At 52.0% G+C, this 16865-nt stretch carries 15 protein-coding genes; 11 read left to right on the forward strand and 4 right to left on the reverse strand.

Annotated elements, in window-relative coordinates; all coding sequences use genetic code 11:
- Positions 1 to 132 precede the first annotated feature (132 nt).
- Complete coding sequence (locus tag CF651_RS21010) at positions 133 to 1479, forward strand: DRTGG domain-containing protein (protein ID WP_094016839.1); 1347 nt, start codon at positions 133 to 135, stop codon at positions 1477 to 1479.
- Here the strand turns inward: CF651_RS21010 and CF651_RS21015 are convergent, their stop codons facing one another.
- The 3 genes from CF651_RS21015 to CF651_RS21025 all read right to left on the reverse strand — a co-directional run bounded on the left by CF651_RS21015 (position 1480) and on the right by CF651_RS21025 (position 2732).
- On the reverse strand, positions 1480 to 1776 hold the full coding sequence (locus CF651_RS21015; RefSeq protein WP_342746602.1) for a YtpI family protein: 297 nt from the start codon (positions 1774 to 1776) through the stop codon (positions 1480 to 1482).
- 126 nt (positions 1777 to 1902) lie between these two features.
- Positions 1903 to 2403, reverse strand: coding sequence for a sporulation membrane protein YtrI (locus tag CF651_RS21020; protein WP_245856077.1), 501 nt, complete (start codon positions 2401 to 2403; stop codon positions 1903 to 1905).
- Positions 2400 to 2732, reverse strand: coding sequence for a YtrH family sporulation protein (locus tag CF651_RS21025; protein ID WP_094016840.1), 333 nt, complete (start codon positions 2730 to 2732; stop codon positions 2400 to 2402). Before CF651_RS21025 ends, CF651_RS21020 begins: the two co-directional genes overlap by 4 nt.
- 148 nt (positions 2733 to 2880) lie before the next feature.
- Between CF651_RS21025 and CF651_RS21030 the strand changes: the two genes are divergently transcribed.
- The 8 genes from CF651_RS21030 (at position 2881) to CF651_RS21065 (ending at position 14324) form a co-directional block, all read left to right on the forward strand.
- A complete protein-coding gene (locus CF651_RS21030) occupies positions 2881 to 6729 on the forward strand; it encodes a DNA polymerase III subunit alpha (RefSeq protein WP_094016841.1) in 3849 nt (1282 codons plus the stop codon).
- 108 nt (positions 6730 to 6837) lie between these two features.
- Positions 6838 to 7419, forward strand: coding sequence for a phosphatidylglycerophosphatase A family protein (locus CF651_RS21035; protein ID WP_094016842.1), 582 nt, complete (start codon positions 6838 to 6840; stop codon positions 7417 to 7419).
- 143 nt (positions 7420 to 7562) lie between these two features.
- On the forward strand, positions 7563 to 7754 hold the full coding sequence (locus CF651_RS21040) for a glutamate decarboxylase (RefSeq protein WP_094016843.1): 192 nt from the start codon (positions 7563 to 7565) through the stop codon (positions 7752 to 7754).
- A gap of 49 nt (positions 7755 to 7803) precedes the next feature.
- Positions 7804 to 8727, forward strand: a complete 924-nt coding sequence (accD, locus tag CF651_RS21045; protein ID WP_094016844.1) for an acetyl-CoA carboxylase, carboxyltransferase subunit beta — start codon at positions 7804 to 7806, stop codon at positions 8725 to 8727.
- Complete coding sequence (locus tag CF651_RS21050; protein ID WP_094016845.1) at positions 8717 to 9694, forward strand: acetyl-CoA carboxylase carboxyltransferase subunit alpha; 978 nt, start codon at positions 8717 to 8719, stop codon at positions 9692 to 9694. The genes accD and CF651_RS21050 overlap by 11 nt, the downstream gene beginning before the upstream one ends.
- On the forward strand, positions 9687 to 11447 hold the full coding sequence (gene pyk, locus CF651_RS21055; protein ID WP_094016846.1) for a pyruvate kinase: 1761 nt from the start codon (positions 9687 to 9689) through the stop codon (positions 11445 to 11447). The genes CF651_RS21050 and pyk overlap by 8 nt, the downstream gene beginning before the upstream one ends.
- Positions 11448 to 11606: 159 nt before the next feature.
- Positions 11607 to 12032, forward strand: coding sequence for an acyl-CoA thioesterase (locus tag CF651_RS21060; RefSeq protein WP_094016847.1), 426 nt, complete (start codon positions 11607 to 11609; stop codon positions 12030 to 12032).
- 183 nt (positions 12033 to 12215) lie between these two features.
- Positions 12216 to 14324: an RNA degradosome polyphosphate kinase gene (locus CF651_RS21065; RefSeq protein ID WP_094016848.1), complete on the forward strand. Its 2109-nt coding sequence runs from the start codon at positions 12216 to 12218 to the stop codon at positions 14322 to 14324.
- Here CF651_RS21065 and CF651_RS21070 read toward each other — a convergent pair.
- Positions 14275 to 15840: a Ppx/GppA phosphatase family protein gene (locus tag CF651_RS21070; protein ID WP_094016849.1), complete on the reverse strand. Its 1566-nt coding sequence runs from the start codon at positions 15838 to 15840 to the stop codon at positions 14275 to 14277. The genes CF651_RS21065 and CF651_RS21070 overlap by 50 nt on opposite strands.
- 261 nt (positions 15841 to 16101) lie before the next feature.
- On the opposite strand from CF651_RS21070, the gene CF651_RS21075 reads away from it, so the two are divergent.
- Positions 16102 to 16293, forward strand: coding sequence for a hypothetical protein (locus CF651_RS21075; protein ID WP_094016850.1), 192 nt, complete (start codon positions 16102 to 16104; stop codon positions 16291 to 16293).
- Positions 16293 to 16553, forward strand: a complete 261-nt coding sequence (locus CF651_RS21080; protein WP_094016851.1) for a YolD-like family protein — start codon at positions 16293 to 16295, stop codon at positions 16551 to 16553. Before CF651_RS21075 ends, CF651_RS21080 begins: the two co-directional genes overlap by 1 nt.
- Positions 16554 to 16865 lie beyond the last annotated feature (312 nt).

The following is a 16865-nucleotide window of genomic DNA, read 5'->3' on the forward strand; positions in this document are numbered from 1 at the left end:
ACAGAACGATTGCGTCCAATCCGCCCGTATTTTAGCGGCCTCCGTCAAAAGGAGGCCTTTTTTTTATGCGTACAAATGATTATAATATTAATACAGAGTAATACAGATACATGGGGTGGGGTGTAACAGTTTATGGAGTCAACAGAGGAGACGGTTCAGGAAGCGGCGACGAAGCATGAGCAAATATTGAAATACATCGAAAGCTTGAAGATCGGAACCAAAATATCCGTCCGCAAAATTGCCGAGAAGCTGGAAGTCAGTGAAGGAACCGCGTACCGCGCAATTAAAGAAGCGGACAACCTGGGACTCGTCAGCACGAAGGAAAGAGTCGGTACGGTACGGGTCGAGAAAAAGCTGCGCGACAATATCGACAAGCTTACTTTCGCGGAAGTGGTCAATATGGTGGACGGCGAGGTGCTGGGCGGCTTGGGCGGCTTGCACAAGACGCTGAACAAATTCGTCATCGGAGCGATGCAGCAGGATGCGATGATGCGCTATATTGATGCAGGCAGCTTGCTGATTGTCGGGAACCGGAGCAAAGCCCACACCTGCGCATTGGAGCAGGGAGCGGGCGTACTGATCACCGGCGGCTTCGGCACGAGTGAGGAAGTGAAGCAGCTTGCGGATCAGCTGGAGCTGCCTATCATTTCAAGCAGCTATGATACGTTTACTGTAGCTTCGATGATCAACCGGGCGATTTATGACAGACTTATCAAGAAAAAAATATTGTTGATTGAGGACATTGTTCCCTCACACATGCAGGTGTATGTGCTCAAAGGGCACCACACGCTGAAGGATTGGCAGCAGCTGCACGAGGAGACGGGGCACGGGCGGTTTCCGGTCGTGGATGAGTGGAACCGGGTTATCGGTATGATTACGTCCCGGGATTTGATCGGGGCTTCACCTGAGCAGACGATTGACAAATTTATGACACGCAACCCGTTGACGGCGGCACCCAATACGTCGGTTGCTTCCGCTGCGCATTTGATGGTATGGGAAGGGATTGACCTGCTGCCGGTCATTGATGTCAACCGGAAGCTGATGGCGGTCATTAGCCGTAAAGATGTGCTCAAGGCGATGCAGCAAATTCAGAGACAGCCGCAGAACGGCGAAACGTTCGAGGATTTGATCTGGTCCGGCTTCGCGGAGGAAAGAAGCAAGGAGGGACAGGCGGTGTTTCGCGGGAAAGTGACGCCTCAGATGACGAATCCGCTGGGAACCGTATCCGAGGGGGTGCTGACCATTTTGATGACGCAGGCCGCTTATCATGTGGTGCAAGAGGTGAAGAAGGGCGACCTGGTGATGGATAACATGTCCTCGTATTTCGTCAAGCCGGTGCAGATTGACAGTGAGATCGAAATCCGGCCCAAATTTATAGAGGTCAGCCGGAAATTCGGCAAAATCGAAGTCGAAATCCATCACGCCCAGACACTGGTAGCCAAATCGATGCTGACCGCCCAATTCATCGACCAGGTGTAGCTACCTGCGGTTAAAGGTGCTGTGGTTGCGAAGCCCGGCGAACAAGTTGAACAGCCCCAGCAGCACACAGATCGTTCCGAATACCCGGCGCAGATTGGAATCGTTGAAAAAGAACAGCTGCGTGACGGCAATCACAATCAGCATGACGCCCATGGCAATATTCATTCTCGCCGAATAGAGGCCGCGAAGTTTGGGATCCTCTGTTTTTCTGGCGCGGAAGCTGTAGGATACGGAGAAGATTAGGGTGACGAAAATAATGAATGGCAGCAGAGTGCGAATGATTTCGAGCATAGGCATGAGCTAAGCACACTTCCTTATTTATTGGTTAAAATCGTATCGTAACTTTTACTAATGTAACGATATTTTGGAAGAAATGCAACGCCCGGCAGCGAAAGGCTGCACAAGCTGTAAGCTTGCCGCCGTCTACATGACCGGGCGTTTGAAGTCTTTGGCTATAACCCATACCTTTAGCTCGTTTTGAATGAGCAGCATCGTTTTTATATTAACCAGGTAATCCTTGTCCAGAATGGCATGGTATGTTTTTTGGGAGAGCAGCTGTTGATAAATATGCGGGGATTCGGCGAAGGTAGAAACCTTGAGTCCGATGACAACCCTCAGGTCGCTTCTGACCCGCCGCTCCAGCTCCTTCTCGGTCACCTTGTCCAGCGCATCGAGATCGGCAGACTCGACGACCACTTCGATTTTGTTGATTGTGCTTAGTTGATTTCTATTTTTTTTGTAGTTGTTATTGTCCTGGGCAAGCTTTTCATTTTCGGCTTGAAGCTCGCGGTTTTCGATGATGGCGGAGTTCAGGTTATGATGAAATATACTCATAAACACGGCGCTCCCGATCACGGCTCCGGCAATGAGCAGCCCTGCCGATTTCACCATACTGGAGAAATGGTCGAATGAAGGAACCCTCAACTGTTGGTGCCTCCTTTGCAGATCCAGTGAATAAGCGTCGTACCCATCTGGGCGCCGATGAATGCGAACACAATAAACATGATTTGCTTGATGGCCGGGGAAATGTACCCTTCGACCAAGTTGCTTTCGATGACTTTGATCGGATCAATGGTCCCGCCGATGGCGGCGACAATGGCCCAAATTTTGATCTGCTCCGCCACCAGCAGCATACGGGTTGTGGGCGGCTCCAGCATTAACACGGCTGCAACGCCTCCCAGCAGCGTGCCTCCAAGCACAACTCCGAACGCGATGAAAAAATCCAACACACATTTGGTCAAAAAGCCGGCCACCCTTCATCCCTTCCTTTCAGCAACCCGAATTAAACGATCACCCGCCTGCTTCAAGCGTGAAAACCCTACTTGTCTAATCTATGGTACAAGTGTTCGCATTATGATAAAATATTTAATATTAGGGCAACAAGCAAGGGAGGCGGCGCAGATGAGTGACTTCGTCCATCTGCATGTGCATAGTGAATACAGTTTGCTGGACGGTGCGGCGCGTGTAGACGATCTGGTCGGACAAGCGGCACGGCTTGGCATGAAAGCACTGGCGCTGACCGATCATGGCGTCATGTACGGGGCAATCCCTTTTTATAAAGCATGCCGGAAGCACGGCATTCAACCGATTATCGGCTGCGAGGTGTATTACACCGCAGGCTCGATAAAAGATAAGGGCTCCCGACAGGAGCAGCCGATTTATCATTTGATCCTGCTGGCGAAGAATGATACAGGCTACCGCAATTTGATGAAGCTTTGCTCTATCGGTCATCTGCAGGGCTATCATTATAAGCCGAGAATCGATGCGGCACATTTGGCGCAGTACTCGGAAGGGCTTATTTGTACCAGCTCATGCCTTGGCGGCGAGGTGTCGCAGCATTTGCTGCATGGAAGGTACGATGAGGCCAAGCTGGCGGCCGAACGCTACCGCAGTGTGTTCGGAGACGATTTTTTCCTGGAGCTCCAGGATCACGGGCTAATCGAGCAAAAAAAAGTGATGCAGAGCCTGCTCAAGCTGCATCAAGATACAGGAATTCCGCTCGTTGCGACCAACGACGTGCATTATATCCGTGAGCCGGACGCTGCGGTGCAGGATATTTTGCTGTGTATCGGAACGGGGAAAACGGTTGATGATCCCGACCGGTTAAAATTTCAGTCCAGTCAGCTTTATTTGAAAAGCGACGAGGAGATGCGGCGGCTGTTCGCCCATGTTCCTCAGGCGATCGAGAATACGCGAATTGTGGCGGAACGGTGCAAGCTCGAGCTCGAATTCGGCCGGTCGATCCTGCCTCAGTTCGAGCCGATTCCGGAACAGCTGACAGCCGGGCAGTATCTTGCCGATTTGTGCGCCAAAGGTCTTGCCGACCGTTACGGCGGAGTAACGCAGTGGCAGGATCCTGCGTACCGGGAGTCTATAGAGGAGCGTCTTGCTTACGAGTTGTCAGTCATTGAACGGATGGGCTTCTCCGATTATTTTCTGATTGTGTGGGATTTCATCCGGTTTGCCCATGAGAAGGGGATTGTCACCGGGCCGGGAAGGGGCTCCTCCGCAGGGAGTCTGGTTGCTTATGTGCTGCGCATAACGGACGTCGATCCGATCCGGTATCATCTGCTGTTTGAGCGGTTCTTGAATCCGGAGCGGATTTCGATGCCTGATATTGATATTGATTTCAGCGATATCCGCCGGGATGAGGTCATTGACTACGTCGTGCAAAAATATGGGAATGACCGTGTGGCACAGATCATTACCTTCGGTACGATGGCGGCGAAGGCCGCTGTTCGGGACGTCGGAAGGGTACTGAACGTCCCCTATAACGAAGTGGACCGGGCCGCCAAAATGATCCCGCACCAGCTTGGTGTTACACTGGCGGAAGCCGTGGAGGCGAATCAGGAGCTGAAGGCGCTGGCTACCAGGCAGCCCAAGACGGCGCAGCTGCTGGAGATGGCGATGAAGGTCGAAGGCATGCCGCGCCACGCTTCAACTCATGCGGCAGGCGTCGTCATTTCGCGCGAGCCTCTCACTCAATATGTACCACTGCAGGAAGGCAACGAACAAACGGCCTTAACGCAGTACTCGATGGAGCATCTGGAGTCGATCGGCCTGCTGAAGATGGATTTTCTGGGCTTAAGGACGCTCTCCATCATTGAGCGGACCTTGCACTGGATCAAGGAGCAGACAGGAACGGAGATCGACTTCCACAAGGTGCCGATGAACGATCCGAAGACGTATGAGCTGCTGAGCCGGGGGGATACGACCGGCGTGTTTCAGCTGGAGTCTCCAGGGGTTCGGAGAGTGCTGAAGGATATGCGGCCGACGGAATTTGAAGATATTATTTCCGTAGTTGCTTTGTATCGCCCGGGTCCAATGGAATTTATCCCGCGCTACATTCAATGCAAGCACGGCGAATTGAAGGTGGAATATCCGCACCCTACCCTGGAGCCGATTCTCTGCGATACGTACGGGATTATCGTATACCAGGAGCAGATTATGCAGATTGCCTCCAAGATGGCCGGGTTCAGCCTCGGCGAAGCCGACTTGCTGCGCCGCGCGGTGAGCAAGAAGAAGCGCGAGGTGCTCGACGAGGAACGCGCCCACTTCGTGAAGGGCAGCGTGTCGCAGGGCTTCTCCGAAGCCGAAGCGAACAAAGTGTACGATATGATCGTACGCTTTGCCGATTACGGCTTCCCGCGCGCGCATGCGACGGCCTACGGCGTTCTGGCGTTCCAGACCGCCTATCTGAAGGCGCATTATCCCGTGCAGTTTATGGCGTCGATGCTGACGGCGGTCATGGGCAGCCACAACAAGGTGGCTGAGTATGTGGATGAATGCCGCCGCATGGGCATCGCCGTGCTGCCGCCCGACGTGAACGAGAGCGGCGTCGTGTTCACGCCTGTGGCGCAGCCTGCCGCGGGGCGGGCGCTGCAAGCGCCGGCTGCGCTTGCGGCAGGGCCCGCCGGCAGCGGCGAGCCGGCGTCGCCAGGGGCATCCGCCTCCGGCGGCGACGCAAGCGCTGCAGCGTCGACGGATGCCCCTGCAGCGGCAGCGGCTCCCGTCTCCGCCGCTGCGCAGGGCAAGGGCGGGGCGATCCGCTTCGGCCTCGCCGCGATCAAGAACGTCGGCACGCACGCCATCGACTCCATTATGCAGGAACGCCGCTCGGACAGCGGTCCTTATGAGAGTCTGATGGACCTGTGCCGGCGGGTGGACCTGCGCGTGTGCAATAAACGCGTGCTGGAATCGCTTATTCAGGGCGGCGCTACCGATTCGCTGCCGGGGCACCGTGCCCAGCAGCTCGGCATGCTGGAGGAGACGATCAATGCCGCAGTCAAATGGCGCAAGGAGCGCGATGACCTGCAGCTTCATTTGTTCGGCTTTGTCGAGGAAGTGAATTGGGAGGTCGAATATCCCGATATTCGGCCGTATACGATGACGCAGCAGCTGGAGCTGGAGCGGGAGCTGCTCGGTCTGTACATCTCGGGCAGCCCCTTGGACGATTACGAGGCTGTGCTTCGTGAGCTCGAAATCGATCCGCTTCATTTCCTGCAGGAGCTGCCGGATCATAGCGAGGTGCTCGTGGCCGGGCTGGTTCTCTCCAGCAAGACGATCGTCACGAAGAAGGGACAGCCGATGGCCTTTATGGAGCTGGAGGACCGGGTGGCCAAGGCGGAGGTCGTGCTGTTTCCCGAAGCCTGGAAGCAGTATGCCCCGCTTGTACAGAAGGGCAACCCCGTCCTGGTACGTGCGAAGCTGCAGCAGGGAGACGAGGACGTCAAGCTGCTGGCGGATCAGCTGTACGCCTTAAGCGATCCGGATTTGATGCACAAGGCGGCGCGCCGCCCGGCCTCGGGATCGCCCTCAGGCGTCCGTACCCCGAAGCCGGCTTCGGCATCCCCGGCTCCCGCCTCCGGCGAGGCTCGCGCCGGGCGTCCTCAGGCGCCGCTCGGGCAGTCCGCCCCGGCGGCTCCCGGACGAACCGCTGCGCCTTCCACAGGCCGCCCCGCAGCGCCGGCGCGCCCTCCTGCGGCTGCGCCACACCCGAGACCTGCGGCAACAGCGGCACGCTCGCAGCGGGTTTATGTCAAAATATCATCCGATCACGAGCATCCCCAGGTGCTCTCCCGCTTGAAGGAGCTTCTGATGCAGCACCAAGGGCCGCTGGATGTCGTTCTTTACTATGAAAAAAGTCAAAAGACCCTTGGACTGAGCGACCAATATCGGGTGAAACCTTCCCCCGAGCTGTTCCGAACAATCGGAGAGCTGCTTGGTAAAGATAGCGTAAAAGTGAAATAATTAACGCCTTCTCTGCATACATTTAGTTACCCATAAACGTCTTCGACCGTGGCGGGTCGTGACGGGATGATTTGGTGACTATCTGGTTTCGGAGGAGGCGTTGTTTTGATGTCCCATCAGCATATTGTGGAATGTTTGGAAAAACGAGGTGTCACCGTCGAACGAATCGCCGATATCGTCTGGAAGCTGCAGCTTCCGTACAATGCCCAATTGCAAAAGCAGGATTGCATAGATAGTGTGCTGACCGTATTGAAGAAACGCGAAGTTCAATATACGCTTTACACCGGTATCGCTTTGGATGAATTGGCGGAGCAGAAGCGGCTTCCCGAGCCGCTGCAATCCATTATGGAGCGGGATGAATCGCTATATGGAGTCGATGAAACTTTAGCTCTTGGGATCGTTCATGTATATGGTATGATAGGTTTAACCAGCTTTGGTTATTTGGACAAAGAGAAAATGGGCATCATTCGCGAATTAAACGACCATGCGACAGGCATTCACGTATTTTTGGATGATTTGGTTGCCGGACTGGCCGCAGCCGCTTCCGCCCGCATCGCTCACAGGCACCAGGATGAGCTGGATGTCGAAGAAGAAGTCCCCCAGTCACCGAAGGAGCTGCAGCGCTCGGACCAACAGCATCCTCCGATACATGGGGGGACGCCTTTGGATGCCTCAACGGAGGATGAATAGGTCCAGTGACGAAATGATGAGCCGTACGGCGTACGTTTCCCGCAAAAAATGGACACGCTCCTTTCATCTGCAATAACCCTTTCTTGCGGGAAAAAGTGTAGTTATGATATCATTAGTGCATTATGTTCGGGAGGACTTTTTTCATGTGGACCGTTATTTATATAGCTCCAACAGCGAAAATTGCAGACAGAATCCAGCAGAAACTGACGGAAGAGGGCTTTCTTGTCCAAGTGCGGGCCATTAACATGACAAAAAATCAGTTTGAAATTGTTGTCCCGGAGGGTGAACTGGAAGAGGTTCAAGATGTGCTGAACTCCATTTTGCATAGGTCTTAAGATCGGATGGACCACAGTTTTGAACATCAACCGCAAGTGAGGTGTAGCCGTGCAATTCAAAGATTTATTTCAGAAGAAAAGAAAGTATGCGACGGTCCCGACGACGGATCGAACGATCAACCGTGTCGGTGACGGCGGAGAGATATTGCCAGATGAAAAGCCGAGAAGAGAAATTCCCGAAGGCTTGATGATGAAGTGTCCCAAATGCGGAAATATCCAATTCACCAAAGAGCTGGACAAAAATTTGAAGGTCTGTACCTCGTGCAGCTACCATTTCAAATTGAGTGCAGTGGAGCGAATCCAGATGATGATGGATGAAGGCCGCTTTTTTGAATATGACAGCGAGATGATGTCCGAGGATCCGCTTGAGTTTCCCGATTACGTAGCGAAGTACCGCAAAGCTGTGGAATCGACGGGGATGAACGATGCGGTCATTACAGGAGAAGGTACGATCGGCGGGTTCCCTGTTGTCGTAGCCGTGATGAGCTTTGACTTCATGGGCGGTTCGCTCGGTTCGGTTGTCGGGGAGAAAGTAACGCTGGCGGTAGAGCATGCCATTCAGAAAAATTATCCTTTGATCATATTCTCGACTTCCGGCGGCGCCCGTATGCAGGAAAGCATTCTCAGCCTGATGCAGATGGCCAAAACCAGCGCAGCCCTTGCTCAATTGAACGAACAGGGCGGTTTATTCATTTCGGTCATTACGGACCCGACCTTTGGGGGCGTATCAGCCAGCTATGCGATGCTGGGCGATTACATTATCGCTGAGCCGGGAGCTGCCTTTGGTTTTACGGGCCGACGCGTAATCGAGCAGACGATTCGCCAGAAGCTGCCGGATACGTTCCAAACGGCAGAGTTTAACCAGCAGCATGGACAGGTCGATATGGTCGTGCCGCGTAAGGATATGAAGAGCACCTTGACCCGTTTGTTGGATTTACACGTTGTAAAGGGGGATTTGGCACATGGCCGGTGAATTGCCCTTTGAGCAGCCGCTTCTTGAGCTGAAGAACAAGATCGAAGAGCTCCGTAAATTCGGAGCTGACAAGCATATGGATTTTTCGGACGAGATCGCTCGTTTGGAGCAGCGCTATGAGCAGCTGGCAGCCGAGCTGTACAGCAACATGTCGACGGCTGAGAAAATGCAGCTGGCCCGTCATCCGCAGCGTCCTACGACGCTGGACTACATCCAGCTTATTTTTACCGATTTCATCGAGCTGCATGGGGATCGGTTGTACGGGGATGACCTTGCGATTATCGGTGGCATCGCCCGGTTGAACGGGGTACCGGTAACCGTTGTAGGGCATCAGAAAGGGAAGGACACGAAGGACAACATCGCCCGTCATTTCGGCATGCCGCACCCTGACGGTTTCCGCAAGGGGCTTCGTCTGATGAAGCAGGCGAATAAGTTCAAGCGTCCGATTATCACATTTATTGATACGCCCGGCGCATATCCCGGAGGCGCAGCTGAAGAGCGCGGACAAGGGGAAGCGATCGCCAGAAATTTGATGGAGATGGCTTCTTTTGGTGTGCCAATCCTTTGCGTTGTTATCGGGGAAGGCGGCAGCGGCGGGGCTTTGGCGCTTGGCGTCGGAAATCGTGTATTTATGCTCGAAAATTCGATATACTCGGTCAGCTCGCCGGAGGCGGCCTCATCGATCCTATATAAAGACGCTACCCGCTCCAAAGAAGCGGCGGATGCGATGAAAATCACTTCAGAGCATATCAAAGCGCTCGGTGTCGTGGATGATATCATTCCGGAGCCGCGCGGAGGTGCGCACAGGGACGTTCAGGCTCAGGCTGAGGCGATTAAACAAATCTTAACAAAGCATTTAGAGGAACTATCGGCGCTGTCAGAGAAAGAACTGGTAGAAGACCGGTACAACAAGTTCAGACAAATCGGTAGGTTCACAATTCAGGAGGGTAATCACAATCATGCGTAAAACGAAAATTGTTTGTACCATCGGCCCGGTCAGCGAGTCGCTGGAAATGTTCAAAAAGCTTATTCAATCCGGGATGAACGTAGCCCGATTGAACTTCTCCCACGGTGATTTTGAAGAGCATGGCAACCGTATCAAAAACGTGCGTCAGGCAAGCAAAGAGCTGGGAGTCAGCAATGTAGCGATTCTGCTGGATACCAAAGGGCCCGAAATCCGTACAGGCAAGCTGAAAGACGACCAAAAGGTCGAGCTGATCCAGGACAATTTCATCACGCTGACGACAGAAGAAATCATCGGCGATGCTGAACGTGTCCACATTACGTATAAAGACCTGCCGAAGGACGTTAAAATCGGCTCTACGATTTTGATCGATGACGGTTTGATCGGCTTGGAAGTCGTCGATTTGACGAACACCGAAATCAAGTGCCGCATTGTCAACGGCGGTTTGCTGGGCGGCAAGAAGGGCGTTAACGTACCGGGCGTGAAAATTAACCTGCCGGGTATTACGGAAAAAGACGCCAACGATATTATTTTCGGTATCGAGCAGGGAGTTGACTTCATCGCTGCTTCGTTCGTGCGTAAAGCAAGCGACGTTATCGAAATCCGTGAAATTTTGGAACGTCATAATGCACAGCATATTCAAATCATTTCCAAGATCGAGAACCAGGAAGGCGTAGACAATCTGGATGAAATTCTTGAAGTGTCTGACGGCTTGATGGTTGCCCGTGGAGACCTTGGTGTGGAAATTCCGGCAGAAGATGTGCCGATCGTGCAAAAAGCGATGATCAAAAAATGTAACCAAGCAGGTAAACCGGTCATCACGGCAACGATGATGCTGGATTCCATGCAGCGCAACCCGCGTCCGACCCGTGCGGAAGCGAGTGACGTAGCGAATGCGATTTTCGACGGAACGGATGCGGTGATGCTGTCCGGCGAAACGGCTGCAGGGAAATACCCGCTTGAATCCGTTGCGACGATGGCACGTATTGCTGAGCGCGCGGAAGCGGCGTTGGAGCACCGTGAAATTTTCATTCGTCAAAGCAACGCACAGCAAAAAACAGTAACGGAAGCCATCAGCCAAGCGGTAGCGAACTCCGCTCTAGACTTGGATGCCCGTGCGATCCTGACTTCGACGGAAAGCGGCTATACGGCACGTATGGTTTCCAAATACCGTCCGAAATCCCCGATCATCGCGGTTACTCCTAACGAGCAAGTGCTTCGCCGCCTGTCGCTGGTATGGGGTGTTGTTCCAATTAAAGGAGAGCAATGCAAAACGACGGACGAGCTGTTCGAGCGTGCAGTAGACAGCAGCGTGAAAGCAGGCTTGGTCAGCTTGGGTGATACGGTAGTTATTACGGCAGGCGTACCGGTTGGACGCTCCGGAACTACGAACCTGATCAAGGTTCATCAAATCGGTGAAATGATTGCTAAAGGCCAAGGGATCGGCACTCAAATCGCTACCGGCAAAGTTATTACGGCACGTACTGCGGAAGAAGCCAATGCCAAGGCGGTAGAAGGCTGCATTCTTGTTACTGTGACAACGGACAAAGAATATATCCCGGCGATTGAGAAAGCCGCGGCCATCATCACGGAAACGGGCGGAATTACGTCCCATGCCGCTGTGGTGGGGATCAGCTTGAGCAAGCCGGTGATCGTTGGGGTTGAACGTGCTCTTGACTTGATCAAGGACAATGAAGAAGTATCGATCTACCCTGAGGTTGGCGTGATTTATTCCGGCCGCGCGCGCGTCCTTTAATAATAAAATAGGCGAGCGTTTTATTGGGTAGGGCCAATTTCGCAACAAGACCTGCTCTTAAAACGCCTCGTCTCCCACAGAGTGAAGTCGAAGTTTACACATCGGTTTCACTCTTTTTTTCACCGTATTTGACTTCTCTAGATTTGGAGGGAGTTCCTTATGTCCCCATCATCATGGTTTGAACACACGCTGAGGGTCCGGTACCAGGAGACGGATCAAATGGGGGTTGTGTACCATGCGAATTATTTGAACTGGTTTGAAATTGGCCGGACGGAGCTGATACGGTCTTTAGGCATGCCTTATCAGGTGATTGAAGCCAAAGGGCTGCTGCTTCCCGTCATTGAAGCCGAATTGAAATTCAGAATGCCTGCCAAATATGATGATTTGATTGCCATACGAACGCGAGTTGAGGAGTATACTAACGTACGGCTCCATTTTTCTTCTGAGATTGTAAGGGGGCAAGAAGTGCTTGTCAGCGGGGGGACGAAGCATGTGTGGCTGAACCGCGATTGGAAGCCCACACGTATCGATAAAATGGCTCCGGAGCTGTACGCGCTGCTTCAAGACAACGTCCCGGCGCAATAATCCATTCAAGCGTCGGATCGGCGTCTATACCCAACGTTGGGTATTTACAAACAATTTACATAAATCACATTCTCTGATTACATTGTCGAACTAACATGAAATGAGAAGAATGCGAAGGAATCGACGCACCTTTCGGGCTGTTTTGCCGGAAAAGGTCGAAGCCTATGGAGGTTACGAGACAATATGAAAGAGATGGCGCCCAGAGAAAGAGAAGCATCATCGAATTATTTAAACCGGGATTTAAGCTGGATTGAGTTTAACTGGCGCGTGCTGGAAGAGGCTCAGGATCAAGAAACACCTCTGCTGGAGCGGATGAAGTTTCTGTCGATCGTGTCCTCGAATTTGGATGAGTTTATGAGTGTGCGCGTTGCCGGGATTAAGGACCAGATCAAAGCGGGGTATACGAAAAAAGATTTTACCGGCTACACACCGGCAGGCTTGTTCAAGCGGGTCATGAGACGAGCGGCCAAAATGGTCGCCGAGCAGTACAAAACATGCCGTGACATATGCCGGCAGCTGGCTAAAGAAGGCATTTTGTTTACAGACTATGAAGATTTGAATAGCAGCCAGAGGAAAGCAATGGATGCCTATTTTCACGATATTATTTTCCCGGTGCTGACCCCGATGGCGGTTGATCAGAGCCGCCCGTTTCCACTGGTACATACGCAGGCACTCTATTTGGCCGTCGTTCTGCTGAAGGAGGGGGATGATCCGGAGGATGAGCCTTACTTTGCCATTGTACAGGTGCCCTCCAATCTGTCCCGATTCATCGAGGTGCCTGCCCGATCGAACAGCAAGAAGCATGAATTTGTACTGATGGAGGATTTGATCGAGCAGCATATTCATACGTTGTTCTCCGGTTACACCCCGCTTTCCGTGCATGGCTTCCGATTAACCCGAAATGCGGACCTGACGCTGAATGAAGAAGGGGCAGAGGACCTGCTGGAGGAGATTGAGAAGGAGCTGCGCCGCCGCCGCTGGGGAGTGCCTGTCCGTCTCGAGGTACAGAAGGGCATTCATCCCTATGCGCTGAACCAGCTGCAATATGAATTTGAAATTGAAGACAATACAATAGAAATTGACGGTCCGCTGGATCTGACTTACTTTATGAAGCTTTTTGGCTCCTTAAAAGGCTACGAGCATCTCCGTTACAAGCCAGTTGAGCCGGTGTATCCTGCAGAGCTTGATGACACGGACGATCTGTTCTCGGAGATCAGAAATCAGGATGTGCTGGTATACCATCCTTATGAATCGTTTGATGTCATGACGGATTTCATTAATGAGGCTGCCGACGATTCGCGTGTATTGGCGATCAAAATGACGCTGTACCGTGTGAGCGGCCAATCTCCTTTGATTCAAGCGTTGGCACGCGCGGCGGAATCCGGCAAGCAGGTGACTGTGGTTGTGGAGCTTAAGGCCAGGTTTGACGAGGAGCGCAACATTGCCTGGGCCCGTACGCTGGAGCAGTCCGGCTGTCACGTGGTGTATGGTCTTGTCGGCTTGAAGACGCATGCCAAGATTACGCTGGTTGTCCGCCAGGAAGAAGACGGGCTGCGCCGTTATGTCCACGTCGGTACGGGCAATTATAACGACAATACAGCCAAGCTGTATACGGATATCGGCTTGTTTACGTCGCATCCGATCATTGGCGAGGATGCTTCGGCCTTGTTTAACGAGGTAACGGGGTATTCCGCACCGCATAATTGGAAGGCTTTCGGTGTTGCGCCAACGGATTTGAAGGATAAGCTGTTTGAGAAAATTCGCCGCGAATCGCAGCATGCTGCCCAAGGCAAGCCTGCGCGCATTATTGCCAAGATGAATTCCTTATCCAACCAGGACGTTGTGGATGAGCTGTACGAGGCTTCCAAGGCCGGGGTGAAAATCGATCTGGTCATTCGAGGCGTCTGCTGTCTGCGTCCAGGGGTGCCGGGCTTAAGCGAGAACATCAGGGTCCTTAGTATTGTGGACCGGTTTTTGGAGCATTCGCGGATTTGGTATTTCGAGAACGGCGAAGAGCCGGAGGTGTATATCTCCAGCGCCGATTGGATGACGAGAAATTTGACCCGTCGTATTGAATTGATGTGCCCGGTGTTCGACAAGCATTTGCAGCATACATTAATCCGTATTTTGGAGCTGAGCCTGAACGATAACGTGAAGGCTAGAGAGCTGCAGCCTAACGGGATGTATGAACGGGTAGTGAACGAGGAGAAGCCGCTTCGGAGCCAGTTTGAGGCGATGCGCATCAAGTCCTGGAAGAAGAAGCACCCGCATCCCCATTCACATGAAGTGTAAGCTTTACATTCCAGCTTTTTTTCAAGTCTTTACTGAGAGCAGCGATCTCCCGGATTTCGACCGAGGGGTCGCTTTTTGTTTGCAGTGACAGCTGCAGCTCCTTGCCCGCACTGTCCACGAGTGCATCCAGAGACGCAACCGCTTGTGTTTCGGAGTGGTCCGACGCGATTGCCAGTTGAAGTAAAGTACCTAGGCGCACAATAAGATCAACATCCGATTCGAGCAAAATATCTTTGTGCTGAAGCACGGTTTGCTGCACGCGGCTTTTCGTCTTAAACGAAGCGATAGACGCTACGAGAAGCGTTTCCCTATGGGATAAGCCGTCCAAACGGGCTTGGGTAATCAGCGTAAAGGAATGCTTCGCGTACTGGTAGTAGTTAATGGCTACGCCGATTCGGTAGAGCAGCGCGGCACAATGTAAAAGCTGGCGCGTCCTCTCGTCGAACGCTTGAATTTCGCGAAGCGCATCAAACAAGCTTAGCGCATGCTCCGCAACCTTGTGGAGGTGGGCGGCGGGAGCGGTGGAATGCAGCCCGAGAAGATTGTAAACGCTTCGCTCTACAAGGCTTAAGGATGTATCATAATCCGGAGATGCGGATAGATAGCTCTCTTGGAAAAGCCCGTCGCGAAGGCCTGCGCCGCTGATGACATAATGGCTTGCGCTTGCAGCCTCAAACAAAGTATGAAGGATCGTCAGGCCGGGAACGATGATATCGTACCGGTCCTTTGACAAGCCGTCTACCTTTTTACGTTTGTCCGCCGGAAGCGAAGGCAGCAATTTCATCCATTCATCCATATCTTCAGCAGACATGGAGTAATTATGGGTAACCGGCAAAGAATACTTGCGTTTTTTCTGGGTGATTTTGCTTAAGGAGCGAATGGTTCCTCCTAGTCCGACCAGAGGGAGGCCCGGATGCTGTTGGATCCAAGGTTCCCCTTCTACAGCCTGCAGAACCATTTGGCGAATGCAGCGGAGCTGTTCGTCCGTGAAGTTGCCGTCGTTGGAAAATTTGCGCGTTGTATTCACTGCACCGAAAGGAAAGGAAACGCTGTGGAGCCGCTCCCGATTGCGGAAGACACTGACCTCCGTGCTCCCGCCTCCGATATCGACGAGCATACCGTCGGAAATATCCAAAGCATGCATCATCCCGAGAAAGCCGACGCGTGCTTCATCTTCACCGGACAACAGCTCGACGTGAATCCCGGTTTGTAGACGCAGCAAATCAATGATTTGCCGGGAGTTGGAGGCATTGCGGATAGCGGCAGTCGCAGCAGCACGCATATCCGTGACTTCGTAGGCCGTACATATCTGATGGAATTGTTTCAATATTTGAATAAGCTCATCGATGTCATCGGTCGGGAGAACATTGTCATCACCGATCTTTTGGCTGAGCCTGGCGGACTGCTTGAACTCTCCGATGACGCGATAAGCCAGTGTCGGAAACAGCTCGTATATGACAAGACGAATGGAGTTGGAACCGATATCTATGATGCCGATTCTACGGTTGATAGGCATGAAATTCCCCCAATGCACATTGAAAAGGTTAAATGGATTCGCTTAAAGACGTTGTTCTCATTTTACCATCGTTTTTGCCTGACGCAAAATTTCCAACAATAATTTAACATGGTATAAAAAAATTAAATCCGAGGCTTCTAAGAGTGCATTAATCTATTCGCTTCATATATTAAATGATTGTTAGACATAAAATCCTCTTGATAACGAATGTTCGTTCGCATAAAATAGGAACATACGTTCCGTTCTGGGAGGGCGAGATAGATGGATAAGTATGTCGGTCAGACCATTGAGATCATTTACCTAAGCAAGGGCGGAGAACTGACACAAAGAAGGGTTGAAGTCATCTCGGTTATAGGTGGAGTTATGAAGGCGAAGTGTTTGCAGCGGAATGCACCTCGGGTATTCACGATTGATAACATTCTGGCCGTGCAGCCGGTTAGGAGGGTGTCGTGATGCCCAGAGAATTACAAAAGCAGACCAGTCCAGAGCTAATGGATGAGGAACGCGAAAAATTATTTGGACAATTGAAGGCCGCCAAGGCACATGCCCTTGAAGTGACAATAACTTATGGAAATCTGAAGAATCGACAGGTTCGAGGGATGGTGACCGGATTGGATCCGCGGCTGCACTTTGTTAAAGTGGAGGCCAATTACGATTGGCGGCTGATTGATTTTGCAGACGTGATTAAAGTGGAGCTCGATCATGAGGATTGAAACAGTGAGCTTTTTTCCTTCCCACAATTTTCCCGCAAAATATTTGATTCCTCATGATTTTTTGTGATACATTGTGCAAATACTGAATTTGATTAAAACCATACATAGCAAGGATTAGAGTGATCCATCGCGAGGGAAACCGCAGATAGCATATGTTTATTATACTGATAATGAACTTTTATGTCCAAATTTGTTCCCTTTAGTTGTTAAATCATTTATAGTAGAAATAGAGTAAATGTTCGACTGCAAATAAATATAATTTATTGCACGGGCATTGTCTGAAAAATAGAGCTTCTCGTTAGCAATGACGAG

It is taken from the genome of Paenibacillus rigui (assembly GCF_002234615.1).
Taxonomy (GTDB): domain Bacteria; phylum Bacillota; class Bacilli; order Paenibacillales; family NBRC-103111; genus Paenibacillus_S; species Paenibacillus_S rigui.